The 12,869-nt window shown below is 48.0% G+C and carries 13 protein-coding genes; 2 read left to right on the top strand and 11 right to left on the bottom strand.

All coding sequences use genetic code 11. The features are described 5' to 3' along the window. Positions 1-280 precede the first annotated feature (280 nt). From rlmH to BK127_RS36140, 3 genes are all read right to left on the bottom strand, one after another. Positions 281-763 (bottom strand): 23S rRNA (pseudouridine(1915)-N(3))-methyltransferase RlmH, encoded by a 483-nt coding sequence (gene rlmH / locus BK127_RS36130; protein ID WP_076237550.1) that lies wholly within the window; start codon positions 761-763, stop codon positions 281-283. Between the two features lie 139 nt (positions 764-902). Next, positions 903-1,070: a CxxH/CxxC protein gene (locus BK127_RS36135; RefSeq protein ID WP_076237551.1), complete on the bottom strand. Its 168-nt coding sequence runs from the start codon at positions 1,068-1,070 to the stop codon at positions 903-905. A 38-nt stretch (positions 1,071-1,108) separates the two neighbouring features. After that, positions 1,109-2,347 carry a S1C family serine protease gene (locus tag BK127_RS36140; RefSeq protein WP_076237552.1) on the bottom strand — a complete coding sequence of 413 codons (1,239 nt, stop codon included), beginning with the start codon at positions 2,345-2,347 and terminating at the stop codon, positions 1,109-1,111. 149 nt (positions 2,348-2,496) lie between these two features. Here BK127_RS36140 and BK127_RS36145 point away from each other — a divergent pair, with 149 nt between their 5' ends. Continuing rightward, complete coding sequence (locus BK127_RS36145; RefSeq protein ID WP_076237553.1) at positions 2,497-2,706, top strand: hypothetical protein; 210 nt, start codon at positions 2,497-2,499, stop codon at positions 2,704-2,706. On the opposite strand, the gene BK127_RS36150 is transcribed toward BK127_RS36145, so the two are convergent. The 6 genes from BK127_RS36150 to BK127_RS36175 form a co-directional block, all read right to left on the bottom strand. Further along, positions 2,675-3,478, bottom strand: coding sequence for an MBL fold metallo-hydrolase (locus BK127_RS36150; RefSeq protein WP_076237554.1), 804 nt, complete (start codon positions 3,476-3,478; stop codon positions 2,675-2,677). The two genes, BK127_RS36145 and BK127_RS36150, sit on opposite strands and share 32 nt — an antisense overlap. A 23-nt stretch (positions 3,479-3,501) precedes the next feature. Further along, positions 3,502-4,257, bottom strand: a complete 756-nt coding sequence (yycI, locus tag BK127_RS36155) for a two-component system regulatory protein YycI (RefSeq protein WP_076237555.1) — start codon at positions 4,255-4,257, stop codon at positions 3,502-3,504. 45 nt (positions 4,258-4,302) lie between these two features. Next, positions 4,303-5,619: a YycH family regulatory protein gene (locus BK127_RS36160; protein WP_076237556.1), complete on the bottom strand. Its 1,317-nt coding sequence runs from the start codon at positions 5,617-5,619 to the stop codon at positions 4,303-4,305. After that, the gene (gene walK / locus BK127_RS36165) at positions 5,616-7,454 is read right to left on the bottom strand and encodes a cell wall metabolism sensor histidine kinase WalK (RefSeq protein WP_076237557.1); all 1,839 of its coding nucleotides are present in this window, start codon (positions 7,452-7,454) and stop codon (positions 5,616-5,618) included. Before walK ends, BK127_RS36160 begins: the two co-directional genes overlap by 4 nt. Before the next feature lie 3 nt (positions 7,455-7,457). After that, positions 7,458-8,174: a response regulator YycF gene (gene yycF, locus BK127_RS36170; RefSeq protein WP_076237558.1), complete on the bottom strand. Its 717-nt coding sequence runs from the start codon at positions 8,172-8,174 to the stop codon at positions 7,458-7,460. Positions 8,175-8,402: 228 nt separating this feature from the next. Continuing rightward, on the bottom strand, positions 8,403-10,160 hold the full coding sequence (locus tag BK127_RS36175) for a peptidoglycan DD-metalloendopeptidase family protein (RefSeq protein ID WP_256711598.1): 1,758 nt from the start codon (positions 10,158-10,160) through the stop codon (positions 8,403-8,405). 175 nt (positions 10,161-10,335) lie between these two features. On the opposite strand from BK127_RS36175, the gene BK127_RS36180 reads away from it, so the two are divergent. Beyond that, positions 10,336-10,614, top strand: coding sequence for a hypothetical protein (locus BK127_RS36180; protein ID WP_076237559.1), 279 nt, complete (start codon positions 10,336-10,338; stop codon positions 10,612-10,614). Here BK127_RS36180 and BK127_RS36185 read toward each other — a convergent pair. Both BK127_RS36185 and BK127_RS36190 read right to left on the bottom strand, forming a co-directional pair. Next, complete coding sequence (locus BK127_RS36185; protein ID WP_076237560.1) at positions 10,611-11,357, bottom strand: hypothetical protein; 747 nt, start codon at positions 11,355-11,357, stop codon at positions 10,611-10,613. The two genes, BK127_RS36180 and BK127_RS36185, sit on opposite strands and share 4 nt — an antisense overlap. Before the next feature lie 158 nt (positions 11,358-11,515). Continuing rightward, the gene (locus BK127_RS36190) at positions 11,516-12,799 is read right to left on the bottom strand and encodes an adenylosuccinate synthase (protein WP_076237561.1); all 1,284 of its coding nucleotides are present in this window, start codon (positions 12,797-12,799) and stop codon (positions 11,516-11,518) included. Between the last annotated feature and the right edge of the window lie 70 nt (positions 12,800-12,869).

Genomic DNA, 12,869 nt, shown 5'->3' on the forward strand with positions numbered 1-12,869 from the left:
GGTACAAGCCGCTTAGCTCCTTTTTCATCCACATCTTTACCTTTTCCAAACCATAGTTCTGTCCCGAGCATCAACAATAGTTACTTTTGGGACAGCCTCTTCTTTCCATTCAAGTTCAGAGATGAAGCGTAACGCCATTCTCGCGTCGCGTTGAGCATCTCTTTCCCCTTCCTACAGCCACAAGATCCGCATCCTCATTCCCAATCACAGCATTCGCCTACGACGGTTCATCTAATATTACTTCGTGTTTAGAGATGCTGCGTTTGGTCTAAACTTGCCGTCATTTGTGGTAAGGCTCACCCCGAATAATTTTAAACACCCGATACACCTGCTCCACCAGCACCAGCCGCATCAGCTGGTGCGGCAAGGTCATGCGCCCGAACGCCAGCTTCAGCTCGGCGCGCGCCAACACCGCGGGGGCTAGGCCCAGCGAGCCCCCGATCACAAACGCCACGTGGCTGCGCCCATACGTGGCTAAGCCCTCAACATGCCGCGCCAACTCGTCGCTCGTAAGCGGCTTGCCATCAAGAGCGAGCGCCACGACGTAGGCGTCGCTCTTGATTTGCGCGAGGATACGTTCCCCCTCGCGCTGCCTGACGAGCGCCTCTTCAGCGGCGCTCATGGAGTCTGGTGCCCGCTCATCGGGCACCTCAACAATCTGCACCTTGGCGTACGCCCCAAGGCGCTTCACATACTCGGCAATCCCTTGCACGAGATAAGCCTCCTTCAACTTGCCAACCGCAATAATCTGAATCTGCTGCATACGCAACCTCCTGTGATCTATTTTTTATGCTCAACAGCACTCCTACAAGCAGCCCCATACACAAAAAGAAGCCCCATGCCGCAACCAACACGCGACAGTAAGGCTTCTTTTCTTATCGGATGTTATCTGCTCTTACCCGCTATACAACCAAAAACCTTGCCTGCTCTGCACACCGCTCACAATGGACAGGTGGCTTCCATGCGGTAAAGGACACTTCCTGGATATCCACGATATCGGGTGCATCCTCGTACTCATCAACAAACTGATCAATCGCTAATTCCAAATGCTCCTTGCATACGACAAACATAACCTGACCCCACTCTTCTCTATACTAGATCCTCGCTGTTAGCGGTCCTTCAGCTCTGCCATCGTCATGGTAGCAGTCGCCTTTTTCCCGCCGCGGTAATACGTAATCGTGATTTTATCGCCAATTTTCTTTTGACTGTATATATATTTACGAAGCGCCAGCGTGCTGTCCACTGCCTGCGTATCCAATTGTACAATAACATCGTTTGTCTTCAAGCCCGCATCCTTGGCAGGACCTGTGACATCGAGCACGATAATACCAGCTTTCACATCAGCAGGCAGCTTTAATACCTCTGTCCCTGTAAAAGATTGCAAATCCTGCGTCACCACACCCATATATGGTCTTTTGATCTTGTGGTCCTTGATCAGCACCTCAACAATCGACTTCACCGAATTGATGGGAATGGCAAAACCTAACCCTTCCACGCCGGTGTCGGCCACCTTCAGCGTATTGATTCCGACGATCTTACCTTCCAGATTGACGAGCGCACCGCCGCTGTTGCCCTGATTGATCGCCGCATCAGTTTGGATGACGTCCATTTCCCAATCATAATCACCCTGTGCACCCAACGACACAGGAATGGTCCGCTTCGGCCAGCTGATGATGCCTCTGGTCACCGTTGGTGCATAACCCAAGCCAAGCGGATTCCCCACGGCAATTACCGTCTCGCCTGCCCGCAGCGCATCCGAATCGCCGAAGTCCGCTACCGATTTGATCCCGCTGCCTTCAATTTCCAGAACGGCCAGGTCCGTCATTTGGTCCCGACCGAGCAGCGTCGCTTTCTTGCGTTCACCGCTTGAGGTTACGACGTCCAGCTGAGCAAAACCTTCCACGACATGGTTGTTCGTCACGATCCGTATTTTATCTCCCGATCTTTGGAACATAACACCCGATCCGAGTCCCATCGATCCGCGCGCGCCTGCCTTTTCGCCTTCCTTTTGAGAGCCGATAATGCTGATGACCGTTGGGCCAATCCTTTCTGCCGCTTTGACAACCGAGTCACTGCTCAGCTTCTGGGTATCCGTTCCATTCCCGGATGCAGGTTCGGTTCCATTCGTAACAGCCGCAGCGACAGGTGCCGCTGCTGGCTCGGAGCCGCTGCCCAGACGGAACAACGCTAAGACAATCAGCATAATTGCGGCTCCTCCGAAAGCAGGAAGAAGCCAGGAAGGGACTTGTCGTCTTCTATAGCCGCCATGAAACTTCTTTCCTTTGACTGACCATTCATTACGGCGAGACACCTTTGTAGAATAAAAATCATCGTCAAACAACCCCATCGTCTTCCGCTCCCCCCTCTGCCGTTCCCCGTACAGAGCACCCATCCATACTAGCAATCTCAAAAACTTTCAAATAACAGGAATGATTTCTACAAGTTCGGACTAGACTAAGTATATAACCCTTGAATCCGGAAAGGACGAACCCTCCCATGAATCGTATTAATCAGCATTTGGACCAGGTCAATTGGATTGCCCAGCTAGCCGATCTGAAGCATGCCCATTACCATAACAGCCTGCTTGTTACAGCTCTTATCGAGCTGCTAGTCGAGAAAGGAATTATGACTGCCCATGATATTGCCGTGATGTCGGCCGAGCTCGACAAGTCGTTTACTCCTCTTCCAGCCGATCCCAAGCTGTAGCACGGTCATAATACGTATCCATCAGCCGGGCGCGGTGATCATCAGGAGCTAACCGCTCCTCCACCATCTGGCTGACCGTCAGTTTGGCTAAATCCATCATATTATGGTCGCGGCTCAAATGCGCCAAATACACACGTTGGGTTTTCTCTGTCATCACATCACACAAGCCGATACCGGATGCCTCATTGGATAAATGCCCGATATCACTCAAAATACGACGTTTAATATTCCACGGATATTTCCCGACGCGCAGCATCTCGACATCGTGGTTCGATTCCAGCACCAGCACGTCGCTATCGTCGATTTGCTCCTTTACCTTGGGGCTCATATAGCCCAGATCCGTTGCCACACTCAGCTTTTGATTCTCGTGATAGAAGCAATAGCCTACCGGCTCGGCAGCATCATGGGAAATCCCGAACGATTCCACTCTCAGCTTGCCCAGATCCAATACACCGCCTGTTTCCATCACACAGCGTTTGTCATTGGCAATTCCGCCTATCAGCCTATCGAGCTGCTCCCAGGTCTTTTCATTGGCGTAAACCGGCAAATCATATTTACGAGCCATGGCTCCAAGACCTTTGATATGGTCGGAATGCTCATGCGTCACGACAATCGCATCCAGATCGGCGCCCGACAAATCCTTTTCGTTCAACAGCTGCTCCACCCGTTTCGCACTCAAACCGGCATCAATCAGCACCTTGCTATCCTCTGTTGCCACGATCGTACTGTTCCCCGTGGAACCACTTGCTAACACACTAAACCGTATTCCCATCTAACTAGCTCCCATCTGACCCCTTAACCTGATGCATTACTTTTATTTTTCTGCGGCGGCTCAACAGCCCCGTTAAACGCATGCACATAATATATATCTCCGTTACCCAGCGTTACCCGCCAATACGGAACCAGGAACATCGTCTGTGAATCAAATACTTGGCCATGATAACCAAGCTTAATGCTGCTAACTACTGAACCGCTTGGGAAATAAGTTTCGATTAAGCTGCGAAGTACCGTATAAGGAGAGATTACCTTTTGCTCCTTCTGGGCACCTGTCAGCTGATCCTCCACATACCCCTGTCGGTAAGCAGTCACCATCCCATTTTGCTCAATCAATTCAAGCCTTACTTCGAACATCGGCAGTGTCCCATACAGCTGATGAAATACATACTGCTCATTAGAGCTCATCACCGGATCATATTGATACTTATCGAGATTCGGGATGGCGGCCCGCGCTGCCACATTATCCTTGGAAGAACCTTTACTTGCCAATGGGTTATACTTGAACGGAATTTCGAGATTAATCTGCTTATTCGAATTTCCCGGCTCTGTAAATCTGACCACAATCTCCTTCAGACGGGGCACTTCCTTGGGCAGCTCCGCTGAGATCTGAATATTTTTGCTTTTCAAAAGCCGCTGAATTTCCTCTGCTGCGCTCGTTGTATTGGCATCGAACTCCAGCAGGTCGGAACGGGTCGTCCACAGCTGGTAGCCGAGCACAGCATTCAATATAAAGAATGACACAATGAGAATCATTTTGGCCCGGCCCCAGTCCATCGCTTACCCCCTTCTCGGCTTAACCGCTTGCTGTACACTGCCGCATTATTCCAGAAACTCATAGCTTCCATCCCGCAGCTCCACAGCCCAAGCGGGTATCAGATCCATCGATTGATCATTGACAACGGTACGATATCCGGGGAATACGGAGATTACTGAATTCTTTTTGCTATATTCATTCAGCTTCTCATCCAGCGCATCGCCACCGATAATCGTCGTCTCCTTGTTGCTTATGCTGCTCATATCGGGAATAATCGTCGATCGCTCATAGCTGGCGACTACCCCTTTTTGCACAATAATTTTCATCGGTCCGAGCGTATACATCCGTTGATCAATCAACGGCAGCGAACCGTAATATTGCCGGAAAATAAAAGGCTGATTGCCCGGCAGCAGTCGCTGCGGAACCTTTTGCAGAGAATACACTCCATTCCAACCGCCATGCTGATTCACGAATTGAACGGCTGACAACAGGTTTTCCTGCAAGCCCTCTTTATTGTCAACAGCCGTTGCTGCTGCGACCGGGTCGGAATAGGTCATCCACCTCTGGTCGTTTTTGAGCTGGAGGCCTCGCTTGGCATCTGTATAAATTTCTGAACCGTCGCGCTCTGAGAGATTGCGGGTAATCGCCGGATCCACGAAAAAGCTTCGCTTCAGCTGATCTACGGTGAACTGTTTGAACGGCAGTCTTACCTCGGCAAACGTAACAGGCTTCAACGGCAAATAATAATCCCCGTTCGTTGTTTTATAAGGAATCATCACTTCCTTACCACTTGCATCCGGCTTCTGCACCTCAGTTACAAACCGTTCGATATCCTTGCCGGAAATATCTGATTTCTGCACTTCATACACGAGATTCGGTATATCGGTGAACAGTACCGTCCTTACCTCATCCTTGGTTTCCTTCGTAAAGATCCAGATTTTAGTGATAGTGTCATTTTCAAGCGGCATCTCACCCTTAAGCTGCATAACCCGTTGTAACACATTAATCGGTATGCCATCACGAAATTTCACTTCAATGCCTTGCTGCTTGTTACGTACATCATCCCAATTTATATTTAAGGCGCTCAGATTCATTTTACGAAACCCTTCAAGCGAACGCTGATTTACACCCTCTACTACCATCCGATAAGCAGGTGTTCCCCGATATAGAACCGTATGCTGCAGGTTACCCACATGCAAAACGACCTGATCCGGAAACAATAAATCCTCCAGCACCGCCTGTGAGCCGATACGATCCGTCTTTACATACTCGTCCTGCACTAAGGGATCAAAATTCGGGGAGCTGTAGGATAAAAAATAGCTTTGTACGAAACTGAGTCCAACAAGCAATATTAGAGTAGCCGATTTCAGCGTCTCCATCATAATGCAGCCTCCTCATCCCCAGGGTACGGCAGCGTGAATGTCACTTTCGTTCCCTGACCAAACTCCGAATCCAGCCATACGTTCCCACCATGCAGTCTTACTATTTCCCGGGCAATCGAGAGACCAAGTCCTGTCCCGCCCATATTACGCGAGCGAGCCTTATCCACACGATAAAACCGTTCAAATATCCGACTCAAGTCCTTCTTCGGGATTCCGATTCCGTTATCCTGCACAGCAATTTCCAGCATATCCGGGTCAGGAAGGCGAGCCCCAATCCTTATGTGTCCTTGCTCTGACGTATACTTAATGGCATTGGACACGAGATTATCGAGCACCTGGTCGATCCGGTCGCGGTCAATCTTGATTTCCTCCAGAAAAGGGGCTACCTCAATCACAATCTTGATTCCCCGCTGCTCCAATTGAAATGAGAACCGGTCTGCCACTTCTTCCAGCATCTCGAATACATTCGTGTATTCCTTGCTGAGTGTCGCCTGCTTCGAATCCAGTCTGGAGAGCTGGAGCAAATCGGTTACCAGCCGAATCATACGCTCCGTTTCGTTACGCGTTACACTAATGAATTTGCCAGCCAGCTGCGGATCGTTGATAGCACCATCCTCCAAGGCCTCCACATAGCTTTTAATCGTCGTCAGCGGTGTCCGCAGCTCATGGGATACATTCGCTACAAACTCCCGTCTGGAGTCCTCCAGCTTCTCCTGATCTGTCACATCCTGGAGCATCGCAATGGTGCCGGAGCGGCCCTTTTCCGTATTGGACAGGCCTGTAAAGCTTAGCTTCACAGACAGCCGTTCTTCCTCGTCATGTTCAATCTGCAGCAGCAGCGTCGGATCTTCACCGAATTCGAACTGTCGCAGCACATCCCTTGAAATACCGAGTACCTCATGCAGCTGCTTGCCCAGTGTCGTGTCCTCATTCACCTGCAGAATCTGCTTGGCGCGTCGATTAATCACAATCACCTTGCCATCATCGTCCGCAGCAATCAAGCCATCATTCATATTCGTGAGGATCGAGGCCAGCTTTTCCTTCTCCTCTTCATTCAAGGAGAGTGCTTCCTTCAAGCGCCCCATCATAAAATTAAACGTTTGCCCCAGCTGCCCGATCTCATCCCGGCCGAGTACCGGTACCTCCGCATTAAATCGTCCTTCAGCGACAGCCGTTGCCTGTTTCGTGATTGCTTTGATCGGGTTCGTAATGGTGGCTGACAGCATCACTCCGAGAATCGCCGTCAAGGCCAGCGCCATCAGCGTACCCGTGATCAAAAAACGATTGATTAAATTCATCGGCTTATACATTTCTTCCATGGAAGCGATAATATAAACCGCGCCGTTCACCTTGACGCCCGTACCTACAGGCTTGGCAATGATCATCTTGCGCACTCCGTCAAAGTCAGTAAACATCCGCTGGTTATCCTTAATTCCCTGCAAGGCACGAGTGACCTCGGTCTGGATGTTCTTCTGATTCACTACCGCCTGATGGCTTGCCATCGACGTCGACAGCACAATCCCGTTGGCATCGATAACCTGAATCTCCGCATTGCTGATCGCAAACAAATTATTGACGACATCATTAAGATCGGCATTCGTCTTACGTGCTTCCCCTGACTTCGTCTCTTCATTGTTCACAGATAAGTAAGGCTCCACATATTGGGCCAGCAGCTGTGCCTGCGTGTTATGGGAATTAATAAATTCGGTTTTAAAATAGCTCTCCAGCGTTCGGGTAAAGTAGACTCCGATCAATTGCATCGCTATGACAATCAGCAGCACATAAATAATAATCAGCTTAGCCTGGATCGATTGAAAAAACCGAAGACCTTTCATGGATCAAAAGCTCCCGGTCTTCGGATTACGCATCATATATCCGAGTCCACGGCGTGTCATAATATATTCCGGCCGGCTCGGGTCATCCTCGATTTTCTCACGCAGTCTGCGAATAGTAACGTCCACGGTGCGCACATCTCCGAAGTATTCAAAGCCCCATACAGCCTGCAGCAGATGCTCCCGAGTCATCACTTTACCACTTTGCTTGGCCAAATATTGTACCAGCTCAAACTCACGATGTGTCAGATCCAGCGGCTGCTCTCCCTTGTACACCATATACATATCACTGTCGATAAATAAGTCATGGATCTTAAAGCCTTGGCGGGCATCCGATTCCACAGGAGGTGTCAGCTGCACCTTCGTCTGTCTGCGCAAATGCGCCTTCACCCTTGCCAGCAGCTCCCGGGTTCCAAACGGTTTGGTGACATAATCATCCGCTCCCAGCTCCAGACCCAGTACCTTATCAATCTCGTTATCTTTTGCGGTCAGCATAATGATAGGTGTGTTCAGCTTCATTCGTACCTCACGGCACACATCCATACCATCCTTAACCGGAAGCATCAAATCCAGTAGGATCAAGTCCGGCTTCTCTTCAAAGGCAAGCTCTACCGCTCTGCCCCCATCATAAGCGCATATGACCTCATGGCCTTCCTTTTCCAAATTAAACTTTAATATATCCGCAATCGGTTGTTCATCATCGACAACGAGTATTTTCGCCATCCTTACGATCACCGCCTGTTCCTTCTCGAATTCACTATCTGTATCTTACCACATCCTGAAGCGAGGATAAACGGCTGTACCTGCTTTAGACCGTCAATTTACACATCATGGTAATAAAAAGAGAGATAACGAGCAGCCTTTCGCTGCCGGTTATCTCTCAAGCTATCATTCACGATTCCAATAACATATAATTACGGTTTTGGGGAATATCCTCAACCTGTATAAGTGCTAACGATTCAAATATTTCGATGGATTTTCGGCGGTATCATTTTTTTGTACCTCAAAGTGCAAATGTACACCTGTAGAGTTGCCGGTACTGCCCATAAAACCTATCTTCTCGCCTTTTTCTACGATTTGTCCAACTTTCACATACATTTGACTCATATGTCCGTACAACGTTTTGTAGCCATTCATATGATCGAGAATCACATGATTGCCATAGCCGTTATCATAGCTCGCATATACGACCTTTCCGTTATCCGAAGCCAGGATCGTTTTATTCGGTGATGTGAGATCAAGCCCTTTATGCAATGCGCCCCAACGGTAGCCGAATGTACTGGTAATACTGTAGGATTGAACCGGCCATGCAAATTTACCTGTACCCTGGCCTGTAATGACCTTCGTACCCTTACGCACAAGCGCCTTGACTGGCTGCACGACAACTTCCTCGCCCTGGACGGCTTCCTCAATGACCAAGCCATTCACTTTTGTAACGAGAATCGTTATTTTTTTCATGCCATTTTTGCCTTGCCTCAACGTCTCATCTGTCCCCAGCATCACGTTGCTGTCCTTTTCGAAATCCGTATCGAACTGGATCTCCTGGTTCTCGACTACCTTCTCTACGGTACGAACCGCTAATGTTGGCTGCAGCACGGTTAAATCAAGCTTTTGGCCTACTTTTAATTTATCATCTACGACCGTAGGGTTATTTTGATAGATGACTTGCTTGGAAATATTAAGCTTGGTTGCGATGCAGGAGACACAATCGCCCTGTACCACTGTATACTGTACCGGCTGCACATCTCCGGTTTCCAGCTTTTTTCTGAGCTCATCAGGATTGACTACATCCTGAGGCTGAATCGGAATATCGTGAAGCTCTACCTTTTGCACAAACTCTATCTTCTGCAGCTCCCCCGATTCTACGGGTGCCGCCGCTGATAGAATCCGAACCTTTGCGTCCTTCTTCTTATCGAGCACGTTCGTCTTGATCTGCTCCAGAACCTGATTGGCGGTTTCCTTGTTTTTCACAACGCCTACGTTTTTACCGTCAACCAACAGCTCGGTCCCGATCGGATAGGCTGATATATAACCTGTAAGCTTGTCCAATACTTCCTTATCGTTGGTTTTTCCCATGAAAGCCTTTTCAGCACTATATGTGACCATAGGCTCCTGAACAACCATTCTCAAATCTTGTTGGCTACTAGCTAATTCTTTGACTTTAGAAGCCTCAAACTGCTCAACCATCGATACATCAGACACGACACCAATCTCTGTACCATTCACGGACACATGATACACCTGGTTCATATTGCTAACAATATAATGGTTACCACCCCATATTACTGCCGTAATCACACTGGCAACAGCTGCCGTCTTGACTAGGGTCCACTTATGTCCAAGTCTAAGGATTCCTTTTGTTCTATGTATCGCTTCTTCAGTTGCTACTGACGCCAATACTTGCTCGGTTTCCACGGTTTCTGCTGCTGATAAGGTATCTGTACCTTCTACTTTCTCTACCAATTGTACGGTTTCTATCGATTCTGATGTTTCTACTGCTTGTACGATCTCTATCGATTCCTTAGAATCTACCGATTCTACGAGTTGGATTGCTTCTGCTGGTATATGTGATTGTTCATGTTCATTCGTCGATGCGGCCGATTTCAGATGACGCTTTAAGTTCAAATTGCGTAACGGGTTATTGGTAAGCTTCTGCTTCGACTTGTCCAGCAGCTCCTTAGCCCAGCCCATTCCTTTTAAAACACTCATGTTGTTCTCCTTTAACTTGTTTTTTGCCAAATACATAAACAAAACTTAAGTAGGCATACTAATGAAAGCCGTAGGCTCTTAATCAATTTAACATAGGTTAACTGTGAATTTCAACACATTGTTAAGGAAGCGTGTAAACGAAGGTCGAAACATGACGGGGGTGTGAAGCCATTAAATGGAAAGTTTAATAGCCAGTTTTAGCAGTCAGACAGATATGGAATCCGCAATCCGCTTACTGAAAGAGCAGGGAGTAATCGATATTAACATGCAAGCTGGGGATTTGGCTGCAAACAATGGAGCAGAGTCAGCGATCCCGAGCTTGTCGAATACTGCATCCGAACCCACCTCTGGATTCATGATGCAAGTCGTTGTCGAGTCATCGCGACTCCGCCAAACGGAGGATACGATTGCGAAATATGGAGGCATTGCAGGACAAGCCGGGGTGGAAGGCTAAGGTTTGATCATACCAAGAAGCTGGGAGAATTCTTCCGGCTTCAAATAATTTTTGAGGATCTTCTCGATTTCACTCAACTCACTGGCTGTGATCCCATCCTCCATCATACTGGAAATATGTTGAATTTCAGTCTGAGGGACACGGGTCAGCAGCAGTTTGAAAATCTGATTCTTATCCTCGTTGGATAGCTGCTCCTTTTTCTTCGTGAACTCTTCTCCGGAAACGACCACTTTTCCACCTGAACCAATATCCGTACTGCCGTCCGCTTTGAGACTGCTGCTTAAACTGTTCGGTGAAGCTTCAGAAACCGCTCCAGCATTTGGCTTATTTAACCCACTGCCAGCTTCAGAGGAATTCGGGGTATTGGTCGAGCTTCCTGTGTTAGCTTGATTTTCCGATTTGCTCTCTTCTTTCTTGTCAGTACCCTGCTGATGTCCAAATACAGCTATCGCATCATTCGGTGGTGTCTCGCGGTTAGTGCCTGTTCGATTATCAGGTTGTGTTCCTTTTGGTGGGATTTCGTTCTTACCCTCCGCAAATAAATGAAAGCCTTCCGCTTGCTTACCCAAATGGGCAATAAATTGCGACCAGCTTGGTGCTGTTAGTGTACTTGATTTCAGTTCATATTGATCAAGAACCATATCGACATAGGCATTCATGACTGTGAATGTACATACTACACATACGATAGAGGTGATCATGATGCTTACTAGCAGCTTGATCGTACCTTGAATTAGTTTCATTTGTTATCCGCTCCCGCCATTCAGTTCTCAGCAGCTGCTAATACAGCTTGCTTCCTTCAGTATGGACGGCTTTGCGCCAAATCAACCCATTTCAAGCAAAAAATCTCTCAAAACCTGTGAAACAGGCCTTGAGAGATTGAATAGAGCAAGCTTTAAAATTAGAAAATTTCATGTACCAAATTCGTTTGCTCACGGTTACGGCCTACAGAGAAAATCGAGATCGGAATCCCGGTCAGCTCTACAACACGTTCGATATATTTACGGGCATTAACTGGCAGATCCTCCAGCTTCCGAACGCCTGTAATGTCCTCGCTCCAACCTGGCAGCTCCTCATAGACAGCTACACACTCGGACAGCATTTTCAAGCTGGCTGGGTAATGCTCAATCGTTTCACCGCGGTACTGATACGATGTGCAAATTTTCACAGTTTCTAAGCCCGCCAGCACATCCAGCGAGTTCAGGGATAGTCCTGTAATACTACTTACTCTGCGAGCATGACGGATGACTACACTGTCAAACCAGCCCACACGGCGAGGACGACCTGTTACCGTACCGTACTCGTGGCCTTTTTCACGAATCCAATCACCGATATCGTTGTTAAGCTCGGTTGGGAATGGACCGTCGCCTACACGTGTTGTGTAAGACTTGGCAACCCCGATAACCTGTTGAATTTTGCTCGGTCCTACACCGGAACCGATACAAACGCCACCTGCGGATGGATTGGATGATGTAACGAATGGATAAGTCCCTTGGTCGATGTCAAGCATAACGCCTTGAGCACCTTCAAATAATACTTTCTTATCAGCATCGATCAAATCGTTCAGGATGACAGAGGTATCGGTTACATAAGGGCGAATCCGCTCTGCATATCCCAAATACTCAGTAATGATAGCCTCTGCATCTACAGCTGCTGCGCCGTATACTTGCTCGATCAACACATTTTTCTCGGCAACAACCTGACGTACGCGGTTCGTGAATTCCTCAGCATCCATCAAATCGGCAATCCGGATACCATTACGAGCTGCTTTATCCATATAGCAAGGACCAATTCCCTTACGTGTCGTACCGATCTTGTTCTCACCCTTGCGATCTTCTTCCAGACCATCAAGCAGCAAATGATACGGCATAATGACATGTGCGCGGTCACTAATTTTCAAATTATTCGTAGTAAAACCATTATCATGAATATATTGAATCTCTTCAAGCAGCGCGCCTGGATTAATTACCATACCATTACCAATAACGCACACTTTATTTTCATAAAAAATGCCTGAAGGAACCATTGTTAATTTGTACTTTTTTTCATCAATCAAAATCGTATGACCCGCATTGTTACCACCCTGGTAACGTGCCACCACTTCTGCAGACTCAGCAAGAAAATCGGTAATTTTACCTTTTCCTTCGTCGCCCCATTGGGTTCCGACAACCACAACCGTTGACATGCAATCTAACCCCCATCAGGTGAAAGTTTCACCTATAATTAGCCAAAAAGGCATAAAGCACCTTTAGTAT

This window comes from Paenibacillus sp. FSL H7-0331 (assembly GCF_001956045.1).